General features: G+C 35.9%; 16 protein-coding genes. 10 read left to right on the forward strand and 6 right to left on the reverse strand.

All coding sequences use genetic code 11. The features are described from left to right. The first annotated feature begins 3 nt into the window (after nucleotides 1-3). Nucleotides 4-1,479 (forward strand): glutamate/gamma-aminobutyrate family transporter YjeM, encoded by a 1,476-nt coding sequence (gene yjeM / locus ACQW5G_RS04960; RefSeq protein WP_429970364.1) that lies wholly within the window; start codon nucleotides 4-6, stop codon nucleotides 1,477-1,479. A 51-nt stretch (nucleotides 1,480-1,530) separates the two neighbouring features. Here yjeM and ACQW5G_RS04965 read toward each other — a convergent pair whose 3' ends face one another. Both ACQW5G_RS04965 and ACQW5G_RS04970 read right to left on the reverse strand, forming a co-directional pair. Next, nucleotides 1,531-2,478 (reverse strand): NmrA family NAD(P)-binding protein, encoded by a 948-nt coding sequence (locus ACQW5G_RS04965; RefSeq protein WP_429970365.1) that lies wholly within the window; start codon nucleotides 2,476-2,478, stop codon nucleotides 1,531-1,533. Between the two features lie 79 nt (nucleotides 2,479-2,557). Then, nucleotides 2,558-3,079: an HdeD family acid-resistance protein gene (locus tag ACQW5G_RS04970; protein ID WP_429970366.1), complete on the reverse strand. Its 522-nt coding sequence runs from the start codon at nucleotides 3,077-3,079 to the stop codon at nucleotides 2,558-2,560. A 139-nt stretch (nucleotides 3,080-3,218) separates the two neighbouring features. Here ACQW5G_RS04970 and ACQW5G_RS04975 point away from each other — a divergent pair, with 139 nt between their 5' ends. The 3 genes from ACQW5G_RS04975 to ACQW5G_RS04985 all read left to right on the forward strand — a co-directional run bounded on the left by ACQW5G_RS04975 (nucleotide 3,219) and on the right by ACQW5G_RS04985 (nucleotide 9,453). Continuing rightward, a complete protein-coding gene (locus ACQW5G_RS04975) occupies nucleotides 3,219-5,795 on the forward strand; it encodes a YfhO family protein (protein ID WP_429970367.1) in 2,577 nt (858 codons plus the stop codon). Nucleotides 5,796-5,804: 9 nt separating this feature from the next. Next, nucleotides 5,805-6,464: a histidine phosphatase family protein gene (locus tag ACQW5G_RS04980; protein ID WP_429970368.1), complete on the forward strand. Its 660-nt coding sequence runs from the start codon at nucleotides 5,805-5,807 to the stop codon at nucleotides 6,462-6,464. 217 nt (nucleotides 6,465-6,681) lie between these two features. Continuing rightward, nucleotides 6,682-9,453, forward strand: a complete 2,772-nt coding sequence (locus ACQW5G_RS04985) for a cation-translocating P-type ATPase (RefSeq protein ID WP_429970369.1) — start codon at nucleotides 6,682-6,684, stop codon at nucleotides 9,451-9,453. Nucleotides 9,454-9,470: 17 nt separating this feature from the next. Here the strand turns inward: ACQW5G_RS04985 and ACQW5G_RS04990 are convergent, their stop codons facing one another. The 3 genes from ACQW5G_RS04990 to ACQW5G_RS05000 form a co-directional block, all read right to left on the reverse strand. Then, nucleotides 9,471-10,709 carry a DUF2075 domain-containing protein gene (locus tag ACQW5G_RS04990; protein ID WP_429970370.1) on the reverse strand — a complete coding sequence of 413 codons (1,239 nt, stop codon included), beginning with the start codon at nucleotides 10,707-10,709 and terminating at the stop codon, nucleotides 9,471-9,473. Then, on the reverse strand, nucleotides 10,696-12,099 hold the full coding sequence (locus ACQW5G_RS04995) for an MFS transporter (protein ID WP_429970371.1): 1,404 nt from the start codon (nucleotides 12,097-12,099) through the stop codon (nucleotides 10,696-10,698). The genes ACQW5G_RS04990 and ACQW5G_RS04995 overlap by 14 nt, the downstream gene beginning before the upstream one ends. 96 nt (nucleotides 12,100-12,195) lie before the next feature. Continuing rightward, nucleotides 12,196-13,557, reverse strand: a complete 1,362-nt coding sequence (locus ACQW5G_RS05000) for an AAA family ATPase (protein WP_429970372.1) — start codon at nucleotides 13,555-13,557, stop codon at nucleotides 12,196-12,198. Nucleotides 13,558-13,772: 215 nt separating this feature from the next. Here ACQW5G_RS05000 and ACQW5G_RS05005 point away from each other — a divergent pair, with 215 nt between their 5' ends. Genes ACQW5G_RS05005 through rbsU form a run of 3 tightly spaced genes read left to right on the forward strand, consistent with a single transcriptional unit; the run spans nucleotide 13,773 to nucleotide 17,414 of the window. After that, nucleotides 13,773-14,969 (forward strand): galactokinase, encoded by a 1,197-nt coding sequence (locus ACQW5G_RS05005; RefSeq protein ID WP_429970373.1) that lies wholly within the window; start codon nucleotides 13,773-13,775, stop codon nucleotides 14,967-14,969. Nucleotides 14,970-14,987: 18 nt separating this feature from the next. Continuing rightward, entirely contained in the window at nucleotides 14,988-16,475 is a 1,488-nt protein-coding gene (galT, locus tag ACQW5G_RS05010; protein ID WP_429970374.1) for a UDP-glucose--hexose-1-phosphate uridylyltransferase, read from the forward strand. Nucleotides 16,476-16,493: 18 nt separating this feature from the next. Beyond that, a complete protein-coding gene (rbsU, locus tag ACQW5G_RS05015) occupies nucleotides 16,494-17,414 on the forward strand; it encodes a ribose/proton symporter RbsU (RefSeq protein ID WP_429970375.1) in 921 nt (306 codons plus the stop codon). Nucleotides 17,415-17,479: 65 nt separating this feature from the next. On the opposite strand, the gene ACQW5G_RS05020 is transcribed toward rbsU, so the two are convergent. Further along, nucleotides 17,480-19,219 carry a phospho-sugar mutase gene (locus ACQW5G_RS05020; protein ID WP_429970376.1) on the reverse strand — a complete coding sequence of 580 codons (1,740 nt, stop codon included), beginning with the start codon at nucleotides 19,217-19,219 and terminating at the stop codon, nucleotides 17,480-17,482. A gap of 185 nt (nucleotides 19,220-19,404) precedes the next feature. Between ACQW5G_RS05020 and galE the strand changes: the two genes are divergently transcribed. The 3 genes from galE (at nucleotide 19,405) to ACQW5G_RS05035 (ending at nucleotide 23,826) form a co-directional block, all read left to right on the forward strand. Beyond that, nucleotides 19,405-20,397, forward strand: a complete 993-nt coding sequence (gene galE, locus ACQW5G_RS05025) for a UDP-glucose 4-epimerase GalE (RefSeq protein ID WP_429970377.1) — start codon at nucleotides 19,405-19,407, stop codon at nucleotides 20,395-20,397. 119 nt (nucleotides 20,398-20,516) lie between these two features. Continuing rightward, a complete protein-coding gene (locus ACQW5G_RS05030; protein ID WP_429970378.1) occupies nucleotides 20,517-21,146 on the forward strand; it encodes a TetR/AcrR family transcriptional regulator in 630 nt (209 codons plus the stop codon). Further along, nucleotides 21,139-23,826 (forward strand): MMPL family transporter, encoded by a 2,688-nt coding sequence (locus tag ACQW5G_RS05035; protein ID WP_429970379.1) that lies wholly within the window; start codon nucleotides 21,139-21,141, stop codon nucleotides 23,824-23,826. Before ACQW5G_RS05030 ends, ACQW5G_RS05035 begins: the two co-directional genes overlap by 8 nt. Nucleotides 23,827-23,837: the final 11 nt, after the last annotated feature.

Genomic DNA, 23,837 nt, shown 5'->3' on the forward strand with positions numbered 1-23,837 from the left:
ATTATGAAAAAACGTCAACTTACTTTGATTTCACTGGTCTTGATGGTCTTTACGTCGATCTTTAACTTCGTAAATATTCCCCGGGCCTTTTACTTAATGGGGTACGCTGCCATTATGTGGTATGTGATTGCGGCATTTTGTTTCTTCTTACCATTTGCCTTTATGGTAGCGGAAATGGGATCAGCATTTCCCAATGCAAAGGGTGGAATTTACACTTGGATGGCAAAAGCGGTTAGTCCAAAATACGCTTTTGTGGGAGTCGTGATGTGGTATACATCATTTATTTCATGGATGTTAAATACTAGTTCAATCATTTGGATTCCAATTTCAACGGCCATTTTCGGAGTTGATAAAACCCAAAATTGGCATTTATTTGGACTTAGTGATGTCCAAACTCTAGGAATTTTAGCTTCCTTATTAGTAATTTTAGTGACCTTTATTGCTAGTCGGGGACTTAGCAAATTTAAATTAATTACTTCAATTGGTGGATCAGCCATGTTATTGGCTAGTTTCATTTTAATTGTCGGTGGTTCATTAATCTTGATTTTAAATGGTCATCCATTACAACCACTAAGTTTTGCTAGTTTAATCAAATCACCAGATCCACAATATGCTAGTGCTATTGGAACCTTAAGTTTCTCAGTCTTCGCCGTTTTCGCTTTTGGTGGAATCGAAATTATTAGTGGATTAGTTGATCAGACTAAGAATCCAGAAAAAACTTTCCCACGTGGAGTAACGATTAGTGCCATTATGATTACGTTGGTGTATTGTTTAGGAATCTTCGTTACTGGAATGTTTACCAACTGGAACGAAGTCTTTAACCAAGGTTCACACGTTAACTTGGGGAATGAAGCGTTCATCGCAATGAACAACTTTGGTTACCAATTAGGTTTAGCACTTAACTTCTCCCATCATGTAGCAGTAGAAATGGGACTCTGGACTGCTAGATACATTGGTTTCTCAATGTTCTTAGCTTTAATGGGAGCCTTTACCACAGTTATCTTCTCACCAATCAAACAATTGGTAGAAGGGACTCCTGCTAAGCTATGGCCTAAATTTATTCAAAAAACCAAGAATGATTTACCAGTTAATGCGATGAAAGTACAAGCAGCTCTTGTAATTGGATTCTTATTGCTAGTTTCATTTGGTGGTAGCAATGCAAAAGCGTTCTTCCAAATTGTTATTTCAATGACTAATGTGGCAATGTCATTACCATACCTATTCATTGCCTTTGCTTACATGCAATTCAGAAAGAAAGACAACGTTGCTCGTCCATTTACGTTCTTCAAGACAGATCGTTCAGCTAAGGTTGCCTCAATTGTCGTTTTACTTACAGTTGGGTTAGCCATTATCTTTACTTTGATTGCACCAGTCTTGCAAGGTCAAGTCATGAACACGGTTTGGATGATTCTGGGACCAATTATCTTTGCTAGTGTAGCATTACTTGGTTACCGTCATTACGAAAAGAAAAATATGTAAAACAAAAAAGTTTGTGAATTTTAAATTCACAAACTTTTTTTAGCTAAATAATTAAATTAAGTATTTTGGTTTAGCAGTCAATAAATCTTGAACTTGTTCTGACAAGCTAGGTAATGGCATACCAAGGACATTTTCAAGGGCGTTTTCGTTGTTAACGTTATTTTCTAGAATTTCTTCATGTGACATTCCGAAAGCAACGTCTTTTTTAGCAACGCGTTCGTTTAAAGCACCGCTCGCAATGAGTTTTTGTACATCCACTTTGAACGCTACTTGAGCAGCATCTAAGTCAGTTTTTTCTAATTCAGCCTGGTATTGCTTTAAATCAAGTGACTTAACGGGGAAGGTTTTACCAGTTACTTCAGTGATGGCTTTAGCAAGTTCTTTGTACGTATGTTGAGCACCGTGAAATTCATAAACATCCATGGGATCATTTTCAATCATGGTAAGCACTTTAGCAGCACCTTCAGCGTAAAGATTTTCTTCAGCCCAACCAACAGTTTCTTCACCAGCAGCGTAGATAAATGGTTTTCCATCTCTAGCAGCTTTGATATCTTTAAGTTCGTTTTCTAGATACCAGTTGTTACGTAAGAATGAGTGGGGTAAACGAGCATCGATAATCATTTGTTCAGTCTTACGGTGATCTTCGGCGAGAGGAGCATCGCTAGTATTAGCATGGGGGAAACTAGTATAGGCCACGAATTTAACTCCAGCATTAGCAGCAGCAGTTACCACATTTTTATGTTGGGCTACGCGGGGATGACGAGCATTAGGTTGTGATGAAATAAATAAAACCCGATCAATTCCATCAAAAGCCTTTTCCATGCTTTTTTCATCATCATAGTCACCTTGTCGAATTTCGACAGCGGTAGGATACATCTTTTTGGCTTTTTCAACATCGCGAGCGATGACCACAATATCATTAAATGACACGAGACTTAGTAGTTTTAAAACGGCACGTTCGCCAAAACGTCCGGTTGCAGCGGTTACGGCATATTTCATGAGTACAATCTCCTTTTGTCTAAATTTTAGCATAAAAAAAAGACGTGGAAAAATACCACGTCTTATAGATTGATTCTAATTAGAATGAACGAACGATAAGTAAGATACCGAAGAACATTAGGTAGAATGAAACTAAGAATACACCAACGCTAATAGCCATTGCTGGGTGAACTAGTAAGATGATTCCTAGGATCACACCAATTACACCAAGAATTACGTTAAACCAGAAATAACCTTTGTGTTGTTTTTGGATGAAACGACTGAACCAAAGTTCGAAAAGTGAATCAAAGATGAACCAAAGAGCTAAAGTAATCCAGATGTAAATTGCACCAAGACCAGGTTCGAAGAAGATTAATCCACCTAGGATAATATCGATAACGGCACTAAAGATTAACCAACCAGGGTTTAAACCAAGTGACTTGTCAATCATGGTAATATCAAATAATTTGAAAACCCCTTCAAAGATTAAGACAAAACCGATCATGAAGATCATGGCTTTTAAAGATGTTTCAGGGTTACGAGCAATCACAAGTGACATGGCAGCAAAAATAATACCAATTACTAAAGTGAATGGATCGAATTTTCTTTCTGAACTAAACATATGTAATTCCTCCTAAATAATATTGTTTATACAAAATTAAGTATAGCACAGTAAAGATTTAACTAAGGTTTAATGATTGAAAGTTTTTTTTATAGTAAAATTAATGTATAACGCAAATCGAATAAAGAAAGTAGATTATATGAAGAAATTTTTACAACACAGTAAATATTATTTAGCAGCCTTTTTGCTTCCGATGTTAGTAGTCATTGTAGCCTTTGCTTTCCGCGGGATTGCGCCACTAGGTTCTAATAATATTCTAGTCAGTGATTTAGCCACGCAATACTTACCATTTTTTGAATTTTTACGGAGCCAATTGGTAGAGCATACGTTTAGTACGTATTCATTTATGCTATCGCTTGGAGATAATGCTATTCCAATCTACACTTATTATCTTATGAGTCCGCTCAATCTCTTGGTAGTATTGGTAAAAGCGGCGGATGTTCCCATGTTAATGGAAGCCATTATTATCTTAAAAATTGGATTAATTTCACTTTCAATGGAATGGTTCCTCAAAGTTAAATTTAATCGCCAAGATTTGATGCAAATTATCGCATCTGTCACATATGGTCTTTGTGGTTTCGTGGCCATGTATTTTTATGACTTTATGTGGTTAGAAGCTTTAATGATGTTACCACTGGTTACTTTAGGAATTGAACGGCTCTTTTACAAGGGGAAATGGGGCGGGTATGTCCTTGCATTGTTTGCGATTATCTTCATGAATTATTATATGGGCTATATGATCTGTATTTATTCCGTGATTTACTTTGTTTATCTCGTACTTTTAAATCGAAAAACTGGATTCTGGAAATACTTAGCTGAGCATAAAACGATGACCATTAAATATGTCACGAGTTCCATTATTGCTGCGATGTTATCTTGTTTCATGTTAATTCCAACGATTGTAGGAATGCTTTCGACTGGTAAAAGTGAGATTAACTTGTGGAGTTTCTTCCCAATGATGCGGTTTATGCCATCCGCTTTTGTTAGTTTAGGGGTTGGAGCAACTAACTTTGTTGGACGGCTTGATCATGAACCATCATTATTTATTGGCAGTTTGTTTGTGATTGGGTTGTTTGTGTTCTGGCTTTCTAAGCAGACTAACAAACGAGAAAAACATGCGTCATTTTGGTTAGTTGGCGCGATTTTCTTTGGCATGTTGATTACTACCACAGATACGATGTGGCACATGTTTCAAATGCCGGCTGGTTTTCCATTCCGGGAAGTCTACATGTTGAGCTTTGTCATGATTGTGTTTGGGTACAAAGCTTGGATAGATGGTAGTTTTGCGGATAACAAAGTCGTAATTAAAGCCGGAAGTATCTTAGCTGGCTTAATTGCCCTTGGCTATGGCTCAGCCATGTTACAAACGTTAGCTGCTAAACGGTATCATTTCCACACTCCATATTATGTTGCTGATTATCATTATATTATTCCAGCTTTACTATTTGTCTTGGCAACAGTGGTAGTAATTATCTTAGCTAATCGCTTTGGTAAACGGATGTGGTGGATGATGCTCGTCCTAGTTTGTTTGGAAATGGGAACGAATATGTGGATGGCCCTTGGCGGCACAAATGAATACGGTGACCAAGCTAACTTTAAAAAGGCCTTCAACCAATCTACTAAAATTATCAAGGCTGAAACTAAAGGACAAACGGAATTTGGTCGGACAAAAGTTAATAACCAACTTTATAGCAATAGTTTTAATATTCAATACAACCAGTATAATGATTCGTTGCTGTATGATTTCTGTGGGGTGAATAGTTACACTTCATCATTAAACGTAAATACGCACGATGCTTTAGCAAAACTTGGATTATATAGTAGAAATGAACGAAGAATTAGCTCGAATGGGGTTACGCCAGTTACGGAACAATTATTAGGAATTGATCAACAAATTACGATTGCTAATGATGGCAAAGTCACTAGTACCACTGACAAAGCCAATGCTAGTTTAGGATATGCGGTTTCTGATCAGATTAAACACATTAAATTTGATAAAGAGAATGTTTTTGCTAATTTAAATACTTTGGTACAAAAAGAAAGTAATACTAAAGCTAATTACTTTATGGAAAATCAGATTAATGATGTGCATTCCCAAGCTAACAAGGATGATTATCGTTACACAGTTCAGATGACAGCTGCGCAAACCGGAACTCAATATATGGATTTAGCTACCACCAGTCCAAATCAATTTTTGGATGTTACTGTAAATGGGAAAAAGTTAAAGACAGCTTATCCGCAATTAGGGGCTGAAATTATTGAATTAGGGAACTTTAATAAAGATGACAAAATCAAAGTTAGTTTTACTAGCAATAATCGAATTTTAGAAATGGAACCAATGTTTGCTAGTTTTAACGAAGTAAAATTCAATCAATTTGTCCAAGCCACTAAACCATATCGGTTAATCGTGAAGAATCCGGAAGAACTGAAATATCATGGCAATGAATTTACTGGTCAGATTACGACGACTAAGGCCCGGAAACAAGTGATTATCAGTCTTCCTTACGATAAAGGATGGACGGTGACTGATAACGGTAAGCAAGTGAAAACCACAAAAGTTCTTGATGGTTTAACTGGGATTAAATTAAATCCGGGAAAACACAGTTTACAATTTACTTACCACACTCCAGGACTTAAAATAGGGGTAGGAATAACAATTCTTGGAATTGTTGGCGTGATTTTACAATTAATTATTTATAGACGGAAACATAAATAGGAGAATATTATGGCTGTTACTGCTTACTTAGTTCGTCACGGACAAACATACATGAACTTATACAATAAGGTTCAAGGTTGGATTGACTCACCTTTAACTTCAAAAGGAATTCAAGATGCTAAGAACGCTGGTGACCGTTTAGCAAAAATTAACTTTGATGCCGCTTTTACTAGTGATTCAGGTCGTGCAATCGAAACTGGTCGTGAAATTTTAAAGAAAAACCCCAATGGAATGAACATTATTACTTATCAATTCCCTGAATTGAGAGAACAATTCCATGGTTATTTTGAAGGGGAAAACTTAGAACAAATGTGGCAATTTGTTGGAGAACAAGTTCAAATTACTAACGAAGCTGGAGTTTTAGATAACTTTGGTTTGGAACGGGCCCGTGATTTGATTGCCAAGGCTGATTTATACAACAATGCCGAAGACAACAAGCAATTCTGGGAACGGCTTGATCGTGGATTTGATCGCATTCGTGAAAACACTAAAGATGATGAAGTCATCTTAATTGTTTCTCACGGAATGACAATTCGTTCGATTGTTGATCGTTACGCACCAGAACTTGATCAAGGTCAAGCTGCCCGTAACGGTAGTATTACTAAGCTTCGTATCTTACCTGAAACAGTTGAAGTGGAATACTACAATAAGTTAGATAGTGATGTTTAATTTATTTGATTTTTAAGCTATCTGTGTTATATTTTATGTACAGACAGAATTATCATAAAGAACACAAAAGCCACTAACTATTGCCGTAGTTAGTGGCTTTTTTTATGTGTTGGTTTTTGTTTCCCAAACCAAACAAAAACAGTTGAAATTATATCCAAAAAGACTAATATTAATCTTATCTACAACATAATAAAATATATTAATTGAGGTGAGTTCAATGCAAAACGATAAATTGACCGATGATCAATATGCACAACTATCGATCGATGAGTTATCAAAGGATTTAGATTTATCAATACATACTGGTTTAACAACTGCTGAAGCTAAACAAAAGCTTGAAACAGATGGTCCAAATGTGATTCAAAAAGGTAAACAAGAAAATGAATTACTTAATTTCTTGAAGAACTTCGTCTCATTAATGGCATGTTTACTCTGGGTTTCAGGATTAATTGCTATTTTTGCTGGAACTCCAGAATTAGGAATTGCCATTTGGGCAGTTAACGTTATTAACGGTCTTTTCTCATATTGGGAAGAGCATGCTGCTAAAAAGGCCACTGATGCATTAAGTAAGATGTTGCCTACTTACGTTAGTACCATTCGTGATGGTAAGAAAATTCAACTAGTTGCTGAAGATATCGTTCCTGGTGATATCGTGGAACTTCAAGCAGGGGACGCAATTCCAGCGGATGCTCGTGTCATTAGTTCATCATCTCTTCAAGTCGATGAATCAGCATTAACTGGGGAATCAATTCCAGTAGATAAGTTTCCTGAATATAAACATGGTGAAGGTCCATTTGCCATTCAAAACATTGTGTTTGCCGGAACCGTTGTAACAAACGGTACTGCAACCATCATGGTGATTGAAACTGGAATGAATACTGAATTTGGTAAGATTGCTAGTTTAACTCAGGGACAAAAACAAACTGATTCTCCATTAACCAAAGAATTGAACCATTTGACTCGTCAATTATCAATTCTTTCATTAGCAATTGGACTTGGTTTCTTTGTTCTTGCCATCTTCTTTGTTCATTATCCTGTAGCTAAGTCATTCATTTTTGCTTTAGGGATGATTGTGGCCTTTATTCCAGAGGGTTTATTACCTACTGTAACTTTGTCATTAGCTCATGGTACTCAAGTGATGGCTAAGCAACATGCCTTGTTGAAAGACTTAAATAGTGTGGAAACTTTAGGGGAAACCAACGTTATTTGTTCTGATAAAACTGGGACGCTAACCCAAAATCAAATGACAGTTAACCATATCTGGTTGCCTGATCAAGAGTTTACGGTTACTGGGACTGGATACTACAATAACGGTAAAATTCAATTTAATAATCAAGATGTTGATTTGAAGAATTATCCTGATTTGAGTTTATTATTAGATATTGCTTTATTAAATAACGATACTAAGATTCAACAACCTAAAGAAGCTGGAGATGCGCCTAAAATTTTAGGAACTCCAACTGAAGCTGGACTTAATATTTTGACTGATAAAGCTGGCTTGAGTTTAGCTGATCGACTCAAAGATTCACCACGTTTGAAAGAATTACCTTTTGATTCAACTCGTCGTATGATGACTACGATTCAAAAGAACAATGATGGTAAAACTTATGTCTACGTTAAGGGGGCTTTGTCTAACTTAATGACAGTTTGTGATACTGTCTTAGTTAATGGCAAAGTTGTTCCAATGACGCCTGAATACAAAGCTCAAATTGATCAAGCTAACCGAGAATATGCTGCACAAGGACTTCGTTCATTAGCATTTGCTTACACAACTACTGATGCTGATAATTTTGACGATGCTACCCCAGCTAATACTGAACAACATTTAACTTTCGTCGGACTTGCTGTTATGCAAGATCCACCTCGTGAAGAAATTTATGATGCCGTTCGTAAATGTCACACAGCTGATATTCGAATCATCATGGTTACCGGTGACAGTACTTTAACTGCTAAGAGTATTGCGGTTAAAATTGGAATTGTTTCTGATGCCGCTCGGGTAATTACTGGTGCTGAAATGGGAAAAATGAGTGATGCAGAACTTCAAGAAGCAGTAAAGGGTGAAGTAATCTTTGCCCGGGTTGCCCCAGAAGATAAGTATCGTATTGTTTCCATGTGTCAAGCTAACGGTGATGTAGTTGCTTCAACTGGTGATGGAGTTAATGATGCTCCCGCTTTGAAGAAAGCTAATATCGGAATTGCAATGGGTGTGACTGGAACTGATGTGGCCAAAGATGCCGCAGATATGATTTTGACAGATGATAACTTTGCCTCAATCGTAGCTGCCATTGAAGAAGGTCGGACCGTTTACAGTAACATTCAAAAATTCTTGCTTTACATCTTCACTAGTAACGTACCGGAAGCATTCCCATCAATTTTATTCTTGCTTTCTGGTGGTGCCATTCCATTGCCACTGACAGTTATGCAAATTTTGACGGTTGATTTAGGAACTGATATGCTTCCTGCTTTAGGTCTAGGTGCGGAACAAAGTGAACCTGGAATCATGGATCGTCCACCACGGAAACGGACTGATCACTTATTGAATAAGACGATTATTTGGAAGAGTTTTGGTTATTATGGGTTAATTGCCTCACTAATTTCAACGTTCGCGTACTTCTTTGTGAACTGGCAACACGGATGGCCACATGTCGCACTTGCTGCTAGTGGTAATACCTACATGGTTGCCACAACCATGACATTAGCTGCCATTGTTTTCTGTCAAGTCGCCAACGTATTGAACATTCGAACTCAACGCAACTCATTATTTAAAGTGGGAATTTTCTCAAATCACCGAATCATGTGGGGAATTGTTTTCGAAATCTGTTTGCTAGCATTTCTAGTTTACATGCCTTTCGTTCACGGTCTCTTTGGAACTGCTGATCTTAGTTTACATGACTGGTTATTCTTAATCTGTATTCCAGTTCCATTAATCTTAATTGATGAATTTAGAAAATGGTGTGTTCGTAAAGTTATTAAAGATATGCATAAATAAACAAAAAAATCTCGACATTAATTGTCGGGATTTTTTTTGATATGAGCAAAACTTTTTAAGAGGGTTTCGCGTAAAAGCGGATCATGAGCATAAATGTAAGTTCCATAGACGCCTCGTTTCATTAAAACGTTTACGGAATTCAGAATAATCTGGCGTTGCATCCGTAAAAATGCTTGTGGATCAGCAATATCTTTGCGCTTTTTGATACTTTCAGTGTTCGTTTGTTTACTTAAATCAACCTTGATCCGATTATCTTTTGGATCAAGATAGATTGGGGGACCTAAAATTAAGCCAACGTAATTTAAATCAAATCCCTGACAGGTATAAATTGATCCAACTTCATCAATACTCTTAGGAATTTCTGCCCATGGTGTACTAGTGTAGTTATATTGGTCCCACGGCATCTTAAATCCACCACGTTCCTCAATATAGTGTTTGCCCCCATCAAGGGTTGACGGATAGCCAGTGGTTGAAACAATCCGTGAGAGACCAACTTGTTGATTACGTTTCACAATTTCTTGTCGCATAGCTTCAGCGCTATCATAGATGCGAAAATCATATCCATCATCCGCATCAGCTGGAATTGGGAGCAACTTTCCGTTACTAAATTCATCTACCCAGTGCACTAAATCAGATTTAGCGGTCATTCGAAATTGATGAGTTAAATGATAACTTTCGTGATAATAGGGTTTGAGAATTTGATCAAGACGGTGTTGATCCCAGTAATTTTTAGTTTGGATGACTTGGCGCATATCAAAAACGACAAGCACAATTTTACTGAGTTTAATGATTTCTTCTAGTTGATTATGACCGTAAAAATTATTGTAGTGATCAGGTTGGGATAAAAGTAAATGCGCTTCGTCAACAATCACAATGTCAGCTTTTTCGTCCCGATTTTGTAATTGATTGATGAAAGAAGTCGGGCGCATAAAGTTTTTCTTTAAGACGTTGTTTTCGGCACCAGCAATTTGTTTGTAAACTTTTAAAACTTCGGGATGATTAACGAGAAAATAGTTGTGAGTTTGATATAAGTCACTTTTTTTATCGTGGCTGGCTTGTTGTAAGTCAAAAAATAATTGACTTAAGACGACACTTTTTCCGGTTCCACAGTCTCCATAAATGGTAAAAATGGAATGACCATCATTAATTCGGTCCTTAGAAAATTTTTCAATTCGTTTAATTAACTGCTCTTGTTCATCAGTTAGCTGATGAATGTTAGGAGCAATTTTTTCAATCGCAGCATTAGTGGTTTTCATGGGTAGCCTTCTTTCGTGATTGAGTATACCAGTTGTAGAAGGTAACGAGTGCAATGATAATTGCCAAAATTAATAACGTTAAATAATCAATGTTGCCACCAAGCCGGGTTTTTGCGATAAATTCAGCGTGTGATGTAGCTTGATTTTGATGAAATGCAATGACACTGGCAAGAATCGTCGTTCCTAGAGATCCAGCATATTGTTGTAACATATTAAAAATCGAACTAATATCAGCAGTTTGACTGATTGGAGCATTAGCCTGAGCGTTAGAAATTGTGTTTGAAAATGTCATGTTAATTCCAAAACGTAATAGGGTAAATAAAAGTGTCAACGTTAAACTGGTAGTCACTGATTCAGTTACGTTGAATAGCAACATCGCCATCACGATAACGCAAACACCAGTTAGGATAGGCTTGAAAGCACCAAAACGGTCATAAATGATTCCAGAGATTGGGGACGTAATTCCACCGACAATTGATCCAGGAAGAAGAATTAATCCAGCAGTTAACGGACTAGCACCGTAGACAATTTCTGCATAAATCGGAATTACAAATGAGATTCCGATATTGACAAACATTAATGCCATATAGGTAAAAGCATCTAGATAAACCGCTTTAATTTGCATAGGTGCAAAAGAAATTAATTCAGAATTACCATGACTATTAACGTATAAAAAGCTGATTAATGTGATGATTCCGATGATGATTGGAGCTAGCCAACTAATGGTAGTTGCACCTTTAATCCCAATTTGGTTAGCAGCCCACACGAAGGCAAAGAAAGTAATTGCCATTAAGGCAAGGGCGGAAAAGTCAAAATGTTTGGTGACCCCTTGAGGCTGTAAATCAATGGTTTTATATCCAAGATACACAGTGATAAATGCAATTGGTAATACGATAATGAAAATATATCGCCAATTTAGGAGATATGATAAAGCCCCACCATATGTAGGACCTAAAGCAGGGGCCATGGAAATGACCATTGAACAAATTCCCACATAAGTTCCGATTTTATGGCGAGGAACCGTCGTGAAAATTACGTGATACATCATTGGCATTGAAATTCCGGTTGCTCCCGCTTGAATTAAACGACCCAACAATAAGATCGTAAAGTTAGGTGCCATTACTGATAGTAAATCACCAATAATGAAGAAAATCGCAGCAGCAAGAAATAACGTTTTAATGGGATATTTTTTTAACAAATAGGCGGTCATTGACATTGTAATGGTTACCACTAAAAGATAACCGGTAGTAATCCATTGCACGGTTCCAAGTGAAACACTAAATAATTTTGATAGTTCTGGAAAAGTTACGTTCATTGAAGTTTCAAGTAGGACACCACAAAAGGAAAGTAATGCAGTAGCTAAAATAGCGAGTTTGTTTTTAAAAGTCACGGTTTGAGAAATAATAGGAAACGCCTCCAAGTTTAGTTTTTATTGTAAGTATAGCACTGCTGGAAAATAAAAAAGCCATGACAAATTTGTCATAGCTTAGTTAGCGGGTGTATTTGCAAGCGCATTGGTAATATCTTCATTAGTGATATAAGTTAAATCATCATTGGTAGGATCATCCATGAAAGCAACGCGGCGTGCTTGGGATTGCAACATAGCTTGGTACACGTTTCGTGCCCAACGTGCGTTCCCAGAAGGTTGATTTTCTTCGATGAAGTCAGTCACGTCTTTATCAAAGAATTTAACATCCTTTAATTTAACAATGCCCTCATGTTTCATCATTTGTTTCATAATTTCGACTAATTCAGCCGTTGTGTAATCAGAAAAGAACACACGGTTTGGAATTCGTGATCGTAATCCAGGATTATCATTTAAAAATTCTTCCATGCGGTCAGTATATCCAGCTAAGATCACAATTAAATCTTTCCGGTGATTTTCCATCCCAATGATTAATTGATCAATGGCTTCATGACCAAAGTCAGTAGGGCTATCAGCGTGAGAAAGTTGGTAAGCTTCATCAATGAATAGAATTCCACCGAGAGAACTTTCAATTACTTTTTTAGTTCTGTCAGCTGTGGTACCAGTATAATGACCAACTAAATCAGAACGATCAGTGCTGACAAATTTATTTTCCGCAATAATGTGATTTTGCGCTAAAATAGTTCCAAATAATTTGGCAACGGTTGTTTTACCGGTTCCAGGATCTCCGACGAATACCATGTGTTTACTAATTCCAGCAGGAACTTTCAACCCACGTTCTTCGCGAAGTTGGTTCATTTTAGCAATCGCAATCATATCTTTGATTTGTTTTTTCGCTTCGTCAAGACCAGTTAAGTCATTTAATTCCTTAAGGGCATCAACGGAAGTGTCTAATTTTTCAATGTTGAGGTTTAAATCTTCAAAAGCCTTGTCATCACTATCACTGGAATCTTTTGAATCGTTTCCAGGAGTTAGGTTATCAAGATTATTCAAATCTAAATCAGCAATTGGATTGGCATCATAGAGACTTGAAGCATAAGCATACCGATCATTGAATTTGGAAATATCAATGGTAGCAATGTTTGAGCTTTCATCTTGTACTAAATCAACAACATCTACTAATGGAAGAGCATTATTTAAAGCTTCTTTAGTAGTTTTGGCCTTGAGTGGGAAAAAGAGTGACATTTGACGAGTTTTGAAGTTAATATCAAAGCCAAAAGTTTTTCCAATCACAGGACTCAATAAGTTGTATAGCGTGACCAAATTATCAGTCCAGTCGGTATAGCCGCCTTCATCATTTTGTTCATGTCGATATGATTTGATGTTTTTAATTTTAAAAGTTTTAGTCTCAAGATCACTATCGAGTTTGTAATTAGCTCGATAGAAAAGTTGACCATATTCTTTTAGTTCTTCAAAGGTCATAGCAATACTCCTTATGTAGTCTTTAACCCTTTAATTCTATATTTAACGTGCGAAAATGTAAACGAAAAAGCAAAAAATTGTTAAAAAAATCACATATATCTGGATAATAGGCTGATTTTAAAACTTTAATAATGTAAAAAAATCATTTCCATTATTGTAAGCGCTTCCAACAAGTGTTATTCTTTTATTGTAAAAATATTAGGAGGAATATTGTTATGGAAGATGGAACTAAAAAAACTTCAAAACAAATTATGGAAGAATTAAAAAATGATTTTACTAATATGTATAAGAATAATCCAACTAAAGGTTATTTTTCACCCGGAAGAATTAATTTAATTGGAGAACATACTGATTACAATGGTGGCTATGTATTTCCCTGCGCGATTAGTTTAGGAACTTATGCTGTACTAAAAAAAAGAGACGATATGATAGTTAATATTGCCTCAGAAAATTTTAAAGATACAGGAATTAAGTCATTTAACTTAGATAATCTTGAATATGATAAAAACGACGGATGGTTAAGCTATCCCAAAGGAATGTTTAAAGCTTTTGCCGATCAAGGTCATAAATTACAACATGGTTTTGATATTTTAATTTATGGAAATTTACCGGATGGATCTGGCCTTTCTTCATCAGCTTCAATTGAAATGCTATTTGGTAAAATTTTAAATTCAGAATTTAATGATGTTGAATCAGGCGTTGAATTAGCTCAATTAGGACAAAAAGTAGAAAATGATTATATTGGGGTTAACTCTGGAATTATGGATCAGTTTGCCGTAGAAATGGGACGTGAAGGCTATGCTATTTTGCTTGATACTAATACATTAAAGAGTGAATTAGCTCCAATTAAACTGGGTAATTACAAAATTGTAATTATGAATACTAATAAAAAACGGGGATTGAAAGATTCTAAATATAATGAGCGTCGAAGTGAGTGTGAACAAGCACTTAAGTTAATTAATCAAGTGGCCGATTTTACTTCTTTTGGAGCAATGTCAAATGAAGAATTTGATGAATATAACTATGCAATTGATGATGCAACTTTGATTAAACGAGCCCGTCATGCGGTTTCAGAAAATCAAAGAACGCTTAGAGCGATTACTGCTTTAAAACAAAATGCTCTAGATGAGTTTGGACGTTTAATGAATGCTTCACATATTTCATTGGAATATGATTATGAAGTTACTGGACCTAACTTAGACACGTTAGTTCATTCTGCTTGGAAAAATGGTGCCATTGGTGCGCGGATGACTGGTGCTGGGTTTGGAGGTTGTGCTATTGCAATTGTTCCAGATGATAAAATTGAAAGTTTCAAGGAACATGTAGGTAAAACTTATAAAGCAAAATTTGGCTATGATGCTGATTTTTATATCGCTAATATTTCCGATGGTCCCCAAGAAATTAAATTATAAATTAAGAAGGTATCTATTGTGAACAAAACCAATTTAGTAGAACAATATGCCAAACAGGTAATTGAAACCGGAAGTACTTATCAAAATCTTGATTATAATTATTTAGTTAATCAAATCTATGCTTTAGTAGGGGAGACCAATGTTGATGAAGAATTAGCAACCAAACTATCTTTATTAGAATTGGCACAACGATTAATTGAGATTGCGTTAAAAAATCAAAAAATTAGTAATACGTTATTTAATCGTGAACAGTTAGAAGAAAAGTTAACTAATCTATATACACCACGACCTTCTATTGTAAATGCAAAATTTTGGAATGCTTATAAGCAAACACCAAGTGCAGCTACAGATTATTTTTACAATTTGAGTAAGTTAAATAACTATATTAAAACTGCACAAATTAAGAAAAATATTAGCTATCAAGTAGCAACTGACTTTGGAAATTTAGAAATTACGATTAATTTATCTAAACCAGAAAAAGATCCTAAAGATATTGCCAAGGCAGCTGAAACTAAAACTAGTGATTATCCTAAATGTAATTTATGTATGCAAAATGAAGGATATCACGGTAATCCTAAGACACCAATTCGAATTAATCATCGGATTGTCAATTTGTTAATTGATGGGCAACCGTGGGGATTCCAATATTCACCATATGCTTATTTTGAACAGCATTGTATCTTTTTAAATCAAAAGCATCTTCCTATGATAATTAATCAACAAACTTTTAGTAATTTACTTGAAATCATTACGATGTTTCCTACATATTTTGTGGGTAGTAATGCTGATTTGCCAATTGTGGGTGGTTCAATTTTGAGTCATGAACATTATCAAGGCGGTAAACATGATTTTCCAATGATGAAAGCAAAACCTAGATTCACTTTTAATGTTGATCAATATGCACACGTTAAATCTGAAGTGTTGAAGTGGCCAATGTCGGTAATTCGTCTTACTAGTGATAATAAAATTGACTTAATTAATATGGCCGAATTAATTCGACAAAAATGGAATCATTATTCTGATAAAAGCGTTGGAGTTATTGCTAATTCTGATGGGAAACGGCATCATACGCTTACACCAATTGCTAAAAAAAATACACAAGATGAATTTGAACTTTATTTAGTTTTACGTGACAATAACGTTTCATCACAATATCCTGATGGCATCTTTCATCCCCATCAAGAATATCAACATATTAAAAAAGAAAATATTGGCCTAATTGAAGTAATGGGAAGAGCAATTTTACCGGCTCGTTTAAAAGTTGAATTGACGGAAGTTGAAAAATATTTGTTAAATGAACCTAACAAAATTGCTGAATATCATTTAACATGGGCAAAAACAATTAAGCAAAATTATAAAATTACAAAAGAAAACGTATCTGAAATTATCGATAAAGAAGTAGGAATTGTCTTTATGCATGTGTTAGAAAATGCAGGTGTATTTAAATTGAATGATAAAGGAAATCAAGCATTTCAAAAATTTATTGCAACTTTAAATGAAAATTAGAAGAAAGAAGAGATCAAAATGAATGCGTTAGCAATTTTAATTGGCTTAGGACCAATGATTGGATGGGGATTATTTCCCACAATATCATCTAAAATTGGTGGTAAACCTAGTAATCAGATTTTAGGAGCCACACTTGGTGGTTTTATCTTTGCCATTGCACTAGTAGTAATTCGTGGTTTATCGATTCCAACTGGAATTGATTTAGTGCTTGCAATTATTTCCGGTTTAGGCTGGGGATTTGGGCAAATCATGCAATTCAAAGGATTTAAATTAGTTGGATCATCTCGAATTATGCCGATTACTACAGCATTTCAATTAATTTTGACATCCTTATGGGGAATCTTTGTGTTAGGTAATTGGGGAGGTACATTAGGAAAAACAATTGGTTTTTGTGCCCTAATCGTAATTATTATTGGAGCAACTTTAACTGCCTGGACGCAAAATAGTGAATCAAATAATGATAAAGGATTGTTGAATAAAGCAATTATTTTACAGTTAATTGGTGCATTAGGTTATTTAGTTTATTCTGCCGCTCCACAAGTTGTAACAATGCCATCAATGAAAGCTATGATTCCAAGTTTACAACCGATGGACGGTGCTCATGCATTTCTTCCTCAAACAATTGGAATGGTTCTTTTTGCTGTAATCTATAGTTTGCTTAATCTTAAAAAAGAAAATGTATTTTTAGAATCAGTTTCTTACAAACAAATTATAGCTGGATTATTTCAAGGATTTGGTATGTTGATGTATTTAATTTCAGCACAACCTAACATGAATGGGCTTGCTACTGCATTTGTATTAGGGCAAATGGCTGTTTTAGTATCAACATTAACGGGAATTTATGTATTGCATCAAAAACGAACTCATAAAGAAATGGTATTTACAATTATTGGATTAGTTTTAATTGTAGGAGCTTCCGCAGTTACAGCCTTTCTCTAGAATACTATTGAAAGCAAAAAAAGACGTTATAAACAGAAATCTGTTTATAACGTCTTTTTAATTGTTTATTTATTTAATAATTCATTATCAATCGCAGTTACATAGCTAGCTAATAAGTCATCAGCAGCTTTTTGAGTATCAGCTTTGACACCAACGTAGAACTTAATCTTAGGTTCAGTTCCTGAAGGACGAATTGCTAACCAAGTACCATCTTCTAACCAGTACTTCAAAACGTTTGATTGAGGTAAGTCAATCTTAGTTTCATTTCCAGCAGCATCAGTTTTAACTGAAGTTTGGAAATCTTCAAGAGCAACCACTTTAACACCATTGAAACTAGTCATTGGGTTATCACGGAAACCTTTCATAAGATCAGCCATTTCTTGTTTACCGTTTAGACCATCAAATTCTTCTGAAATAGTCTTTTCTTCAAAGTAACCATACTTTTCGTAAAGTGCTTGAAGACCATCATACAATGTCATGCCTTGCTTCTTGTAGTAAGCAGCCACTTCAGCAAGTAACATAGTTGATTGAACGGCATCTTTATCACGAACGAATGGTTTGATTAGGTAACCGAAACTTTCTTCGAAACCAAAGAGGAAGGTGTGGTCGTGGTTTTCTTCATATTGCTTGATTTGTTCAGCAATAAATTTGAAACCAGTAAGCACATTCTTCATTTCAACACCGTAATCATTAGCGATATCAGTGGCTAATTCAGTAGAAACGATTGATTTAACTACTCGTCCATCAGCTGGAAGAGTATTGCTATCTTTTTTGGCTTGTAAGATGTAGTGAAGAAGCACACTGGCAATTTGGTTACCAGTCATTAATGTGTATTCACCATCTGGTTGACGAACAGCTGCACCAAGACGGTCAGCATCAGGATCAGTGGCGATTAAGACGTCAGCATCTTCTTGTTTACCCAATTTGATAGCTAAATCAAAGGTTTGGGGAAATTCAGGATTAGGGAATGGAGTAGTTGGAAATTCAGGATCGGCAATTGTTTGTTCAACAACGACGTCATAGTTCTTGAATCCAGCATCGGATAAAGCACGACGAGCGATAACTTTACCAGTTCCGTGAAGTGGTGTGTAGATGAATTTTAGGTTTTTACCGACTTCAGCGATTAAATCATGGTTAACGTTCACTGATTTTGCTTCAGCTAAGTAATCTAAATCAACATTTTCTCCGATGATGTTTAAAAGACCATTTTTACGTAAGTCTTTTTCATCAGCAACCGGAATGTTGAATAAATCGGTAACTTTACGAACGTAAGAAATCATAACGTCTGATTCCTTAGGTGGCATTTGACCACCATCAGCGCCGTAAATTTTGTAACCGTTGTATTGTTTAGGATTATGACTAGCAGTAATCATAATTCCGGCATAAGTATGTAAGTTACGAACAGCAAATGAAAGTTCTGGGGTAGGGCGGATGTCATCAAAAACAAAAGCTTTGATGTTATGAGCACCTAGAACACGAGCAGCTTCATGGGCAAATAGTTTTGAGTTGTAACGTGAATCAAAACTAATGGCAACTCCACGATCACGTTCTGATTGATCAAGGGTTTCCATTAATTTAGCTAAACCTTCAGTCGCTTGACGAACAGTATAGATGTTCATCCGGTTAGTACCAGCACCTAAAAGGCCACGCATTCCTGCTGTTCCAAATGATAATGAAGTACCAAAAGCATCTGCTTTAGCATCTTCATTATTTTGCATTTTATTTAAATCATGTTTTAATTCTTCAGGCATATCTGCATCATTTAACCATGCAGCATATTGAGTATCAATATCGGTTTTATTCATTATAATAGTCTCCTAGAATTGTAACTAAAATATATCATGGTAATTATAGATTTTATCATGTTGTTCGTCAACTTAGCAGGCGCTTTATCAGGCTTTGTCAGACCTGGACAATTATTTAATTTTAAGTCATTGTGATATAATGAAAAAAATTACATAAATTAGTAATCACAAAGGAGAAATTAATTATGGCAGTTTTAGTTGCTGGTGGTGCCGGTTATATCGGTTCTCACATGGTTGACCAATTAATTAATGAAGGCTACGACGTTGTTGTCGCAGATAACCTTTCAACTGGTCACCGTAAAGCAGTTAACCCCAAAGCTAAGTTCTATTTGGGCGATACTCGCGATCCTAAATTTTTAGATGATTTGTTTGCAAAAGAAGATATTGAAGCAGTTATTCATATGGATGCTTTCTCATTGGTTTCAGAATCAATGAAGAACCCATTGAAATACTTCGATAACAATGTAATCGGTATGATTGTGCTTCTTGAAGCCATGAAACGGGCCGGTGTTAAATACATCGTCTTCTCTTCAACTGCCGCTACATACGGTAATCCGGAACGTGTTCCCATTCATGAAAAAGACCACAAGGAACCAATTAACCCTTATGGTGAAAGTAAATTAATCATGGAACACATCATGAAGTGGGTAGAAAAGGCTGATGGAATTCATTCAGTTGCTTTACGTTATTTCAATGCTGCTGGTGCTAAAAAAGATGGTTCAATTGGTGAAGATCACCATCCTGAAACTCACTTGATTCCAATGGTCCTTAAAGTTGCTGCTGGTCAACAAGATACTTTGAAGATTTTTGGTGATGATTACGATACCCCCGATGGTACTAACGTCCGTGATTACGTGCACATTTTAGACTTAGCTGATGCTCACATTCTTGCGATGGAATACCTTAAAAAAGGTAACCCAAGTAATGTCTTTAACTTAGGTTCTTCAACTGGTTTCTCAAACAAACAAATTGTTGAAGCAGCTCGTAAAGTTACTGGTCAACCAATTCCTGCTGAAATGGCACCTCGTCGTGATGGTGATCCTGATACCTTGGTTGCTGATAGTACCAAAGCTCGTGAAGTACTTGGCTGGAAACCTAAATACGATAACATCGAAGATATCATTAGTACTGCTTGGACTTGGAAACAAAAACATCCAAATGGTTACGAAGATAAATAATTAAATATATTATGAAGAAAACGATCATTTTGATCGTTTTTTTATTTTCTTAATAAGACACCGTGTTGACTTAATAAGAAAAACAATTATAATAATTATTGAAAGCGTGGTGGAATAGATTGGAAAACAAAGTTCGTAAAACAAATACAGTTGCAGATATCAAAAAAGCCTTTGTTACTTTAATTAGTAAAAAAGGGATTCGTGAAATCAATGTAACCGATATTACTAGAGCAGCTGGAATTGGCAGAGGTACCTTTTATACCCATTTTACTGATATCAATGATTTGTTAGAAACCATTGAATCAGAATTGTTAGACCAATTAAGTACTGATATTAATGCTGTTATTCCAGACGCAATGGATTGGTTAATGGTTGATAAAGGTGAGGGTGTACCAGCACCATTTATCCTTGAAACCTTAAACAATTTCTATCAAAATCGCGAAATGATTGCGGCTTTATTGAGTGCTCATGGCGATCCTTATTTTTTAGGTAAAGTGAAACAAATTATTTTTGCTGATTTAAATGAAACCCTAAAAAAATTAGACAATGATATTTCTGTTAATGACAATATTCCGATGGACTATGCTAGAGAATTTGTGATTGATGAAGTTATGAGTATTATTGTTTACTGGATTTCAAAGCCAGAGCCAGAGAAACCTGCTGAAGTTGTCCAAACCATCACGAAACTACAACGTACTGCACCAATTAATATTTTTACTAAACAAAAGGGGGAGTCAGATCGTGAATAAATTTATCAAAAAATATTCAACAATTGCTGTAATTTGGTTAGTTGCAGTCATTGCCGCCGTGCTTTTCTTACCTAATATGGGTAACTTGGAAGCTGAAAAGGGACAAACCAAAATTCCAGATAACATGCAAAGCCAAGTGGCCAACAATATTGAAAAACATTGGGGCCATCATATTAGCAACACTAACCAAGTGGTCTTAGTTTATAACAATGGTGATAAGCCAATTACTAAATCCCAACAAACTAAGATTGATAACAAGATTAAAGATTTACATAATCATGCTGACAAATATGATATCAAAGGAATTACATCCGTAGTTGATACACCATCAGCTAAGGGACAATTAATTTCCAAAGATAAATCAACTGAGTTAGTGCAATTGAACGTTTCTAAGAAAGACTCAATTGAAGCCATGAACAATAAGTTGAAAAAAGGTGGCAAGATTGACGGACTTAAGTCATATGTTACTGGTGCGGAAATCTTAAATGATGACATGCGGCTTTCAATGGTTGATGGAATTAAGAAAACTGAGATAATTGCGATTATCTTTATCTTAATTGTTTTGATTATCGTATTCCGTTCACCAGTTTTTCCACTAATTTCATTATTAACAGTGGGGGTTTCCTTTATTGTTTCACTTAGTGTCGTAATGAATTTAGTTAAGTACTTTGATTTTCCACTTTCCAACTTTACGCAAGTCTTCATGGTGGTAGTGCTCTTTGGAATTGGAACTGATTACAACATCTTGTTGTATAACCAATTTAAAGAAAATTTAGCGGATGGCATGGATAAAGTAGCCGCTACGATTAGTGCCCGCAAGACAGCTGGAAAAACCATTCGTTATAGTGGAATTTCTGTTTTAATCGGATTTGCTGCCTTAGGCTTCGCTAAATTCTCAATTTACCGTTCTGGATTTGCTGTCGGAGTTGGGGTCGTTGTTTTATTGATGGTCCTTCTCTCATTAAACCCATTCTTCATGGCTATTTTAGGTAAAAAGATGTACTGGCCAGTGAAAGATATGAAGGGCCAAAAACAATCTAGTGCGCTATGGGGAATTCTTTCTAAGAAATCAGTTGAATACGCTGTTCCTGCCATTGTCTTTGTTTTAGTTGTGACGCTTCCATTTATTGCTTTAGGTCACGGTAACTTAAACTATGATCAAACCGTTGAACTAAGTAATAAAATTCCTTCAAAACAAGGACTTAACGTTGTGCAAAAACACTTCACTAAGGGAACTGCTGAACCATCAACGATCTATATTAAATCAGATCATGATTTAGCTAACGAAAAGAGTTTGATGGAAATTGATCGCATTACTAATCAACTTCGGAGTCGGAAAGATGTGAAAACAGTTGCTTCAGTTACCCAACCAAATGGAGTTCCATTGAATCAACTTTACTTGAATGATCAACTTTCAACTTTAACTGGCAAAATGGGACAAGCTAATGCTGGATTGAGTCAAATTCAACAAGGTGCTTCAAGTAGCCCATTTAATGGTGATCAACTCAAAGCCATTGGTGCATCTGCTCAATCAATTGGTAGTCGGCTTCAAGCAATTCAAGCCTCTGCTGTTGGTTCTTCAGTTTCAGGTCAACAAGTGATTGCTGATATGCAAGCTAAAGCAACTGCCATGGGTTCACCATTAAGTGCAACCCAAATGCAAATTATTGGGGCTGTATTACAACAATCAGCTGCACAACAAGCTGGTTTAAGTAGTCAATTAAATGGAATTGCAAGTGATACGCAAAACATTGGGAACAATACCCAAGCTATGGCAAACCAACTTGAAGGTGTTCAAGGAAAACTTACGCAAGCCAACAAGGGATTAACCCAAATTTCTAGTGGAATGGGTCAAGCAAATGACTACTTATCACAACTTCAAGATTCAGCCGCTGCTGCCAATACTTTCTACATTCCTACGCAAGTATTAGAAAGTAAGACTTTCCAAACTGCTGTCAATTCTTACTTATCACAAGATAAAAATACTGCTCGGATTATCGTAGTACTTAAGAGCAATCCTTCTGGTGCTGCTGCCATTAAATCTGTCAATCAAATCCAAAACCAAGTTAAACAAAACTTGGCTGGAACTGATATGAAAGACGCGACAGTTGCCGTTGGAGGTCAAACTGCTACCATTGCTGACACAAACAAGATTGCTTCTAGTGACTTCATGCGGACTGCTGTAATTATGTTAGTCGGAATTTTAATTGCCTTGATTTTTGTTACTAAGTCAATGCTTCAACCGGTATATATCTTAGGAACATTACTAATTGCTTACTTTGCATCACTTTCAATTACTCGAATCTTCAGTAGCGTCTTTTTAGGTCAAGATATGTTGACTTGGACGACACCATTCTTCGCATTCATTATGCTAATTGCGTTGGGAGTTGATTACAGTATCTTCTTGATGCAGAAGTACCAAAATATTCTTCCAAGTGCAGCTCCTGCAACCAGAATTGTGCACGCTGCTGAATTTATCGGTGTGGTCGTGTTATCAGCCGCTGTAATTTTAGCTGGAACCTTTGCTGCTTTGATTCCATCAGGAGTTATGACATTAATTCAAGTTGCTATTACGGTTATTATTGGTTTGGTAATTTTAATCATCATCTTACCAATCTTAATGTCAGCTGGAATTAAGCTCACTTATCCGGATCAAGAAACCACTAAGCATACGAAATAAAAGCCAAAATG

This window comes from Fructilactobacillus sp. Tb1 (assembly GCF_050500285.1).
In the GTDB taxonomy this organism is placed as follows: Bacteria; Bacillota; Bacilli; order Lactobacillales; family Lactobacillaceae; genus Fructilactobacillus.

What these genes read in the sequence shown, in the direction of transcription:
- yjeM (WP_429970364.1), top strand. Translation starts at nt 4, where the DNA reads ATGAAAAAACGTCAACTTACTTTGATTTCACTGGTCTTGATGGTCTTT.
- ACQW5G_RS04965 (WP_429970365.1), bottom strand. Translation starts at nt 2,478, where the DNA reads ATGAAATATGCCGTAACCGCTGCAACCGGACGTTTTGGCGAACGTGCC.
- ACQW5G_RS04970 (WP_429970366.1), bottom strand. Translation starts at nt 3,079, where the DNA reads ATGTTTAGTTCAGAAAGAAAATTCGATCCATTCACTTTAGTAATTGGT.
- ACQW5G_RS04975 (WP_429970367.1), top strand. Translation starts at nt 3,219, where the DNA reads ATGAAGAAATTTTTACAACACAGTAAATATTATTTAGCAGCCTTTTTG.
- ACQW5G_RS04980 (WP_429970368.1), top strand. Translation starts at nt 5,805, where the DNA reads ATGGCTGTTACTGCTTACTTAGTTCGTCACGGACAAACATACATGAAC.
- ACQW5G_RS04985 (WP_429970369.1), top strand. Translation starts at nt 6,682, where the DNA reads ATGCAAAACGATAAATTGACCGATGATCAATATGCACAACTATCGATC.
- ACQW5G_RS04990 (WP_429970370.1), bottom strand. Translation starts at nt 10,709, where the DNA reads ATGAAAACCACTAATGCTGCGATTGAAAAAATTGCTCCTAACATTCAT.
- ACQW5G_RS05000 (WP_429970372.1), bottom strand. Translation starts at nt 13,557, where the DNA reads ATGACCTTTGAAGAACTAAAAGAATATGGTCAACTTTTCTATCGAGCT.
- ACQW5G_RS05005 (WP_429970373.1), top strand. Translation starts at nt 13,773, where the DNA reads ATGGAAGATGGAACTAAAAAAACTTCAAAACAAATTATGGAAGAATTA.
- rbsU (WP_429970375.1), top strand. Translation starts at nt 16,494, where the DNA reads ATGAATGCGTTAGCAATTTTAATTGGCTTAGGACCAATGATTGGATGG.
- ACQW5G_RS05020 (WP_429970376.1), bottom strand. Translation starts at nt 19,219, where the DNA reads ATGAATAAAACCGATATTGATACTCAATATGCTGCATGGTTAAATGAT.
- galE (WP_429970377.1), top strand. Translation starts at nt 19,405, where the DNA reads ATGGCAGTTTTAGTTGCTGGTGGTGCCGGTTATATCGGTTCTCACATG.